This is a genomic window from Pseudoalteromonas sp. TAE79 (genome assembly GCF_000498015.1).
In the GTDB taxonomy this organism is placed as follows: Bacteria; Pseudomonadota; Gammaproteobacteria; order Enterobacterales; family Alteromonadaceae; genus Pseudoalteromonas.
Window position 1 is genome coordinate 1 of sequence record NZ_AUTL01000158.1, and the last position, 1,123, is coordinate 1,123.

General features: G+C 45.1%; 1 protein-coding gene and 1 pseudogene. Both read left to right on the plus strand.

The annotated features are described in order from the left end of the window. The coding region (locus L655_RS0111950) for an IS66 family transposase (RefSeq protein ID WP_024604753.1) at positions 1 to 789 on the plus strand (789 nt) is incomplete at its 5' end. Positions 790 to 812: 23 nt separating this feature from the next. Continuing rightward, positions 813 to 1,123: pseudogene (locus L655_RS1000000126655) on the plus strand (transposase); the annotation flags it as partial.

Genomic DNA, 1,123 nt, shown 5'->3' on the forward strand with positions numbered 1-1,123 from the left:
TTTGCCGATGAAACGCCATTAAAGGTGGTGAAATCGGACAAAGTAAACAGTTACATGTGGGTGTATTGCTCGGGTCGAGATTCACCAGACCCGAATAATCCCATCCCTAATATCGTACTTTACGACTTCCACAATAGTCGCGCGGCCGCCTGCGTGGTCAATTATCTTGATGGATATCAAGGGTACTTGCACGTGGATGGCTATCAAGCCTATGCCAGAACAGAGGCAACCTTAATTGGCTGCTGGGCGCATGCTCGTCGTAAATTTATCGACGCGAAAAAGCTACAAGGTAAAAACAAAACCGGCAAAGCGGATGTGGTATTGAGCCTTATCCAAAAACTGTACGGCGTTGAGTCACGCATCAAAGATAAAAGTGTGGATGACAAATATACGGCAAGACAAGAGGTTAGCCTGCCTATTCTTAGCAAGCTAAAAATATGGCTTGAGCAGGATCAGCCAAATTTAGTGGGGAACAGCAAACTGATAGAGGCAGCTAATTACCTGGCAAATCAATGGCACAAGCTCATACGCTATGTTGATGATGGCCGACTTAGCATCGATAATAATAGAGCAGAACGCGCGGTAAAACCGTTTGTGATAGGCCGAAAGAATTGGTTATTTAGCCAAACGGCTAACGGTGCCCATGCTAGTGCCACCCTTTACAGCATTGTGGAAACCGCCAAGATAAATGGTCTAATCCCATTTAATTACATCTGTGCTTGCCTTGATGAACTGTGCCAGCCTGAGCCCGATATCGACAGCTTGTTACCCTGGAATTTTAAAACATAGGTGTAGTTCGCTAGACGCTCACTATTAAGCACAGTAAAAACCGTCATACAGAATATCCTATTGTACGCCTATGCGCCTTAAGCTCCTTGCGTAGCCGATTGATACACCACGTTGCCTTCGGGCCCAGTTATCAAGGTGAGGTGAACTACGCAAAGCAGTTATTTAGTCATGTAAGTGATAACAGTCTAACTATTTTTGACCGATGTTATCTCAGCGCTGAGGTACTGATTAATTGGCGTAAGCAACACCCACAGTCGCACTGGATGGTCCCGATTAAAAGCAACACGCAATACACCGTCATTGAATCTTACTCTGAGCATGACTTCAAAGTAGA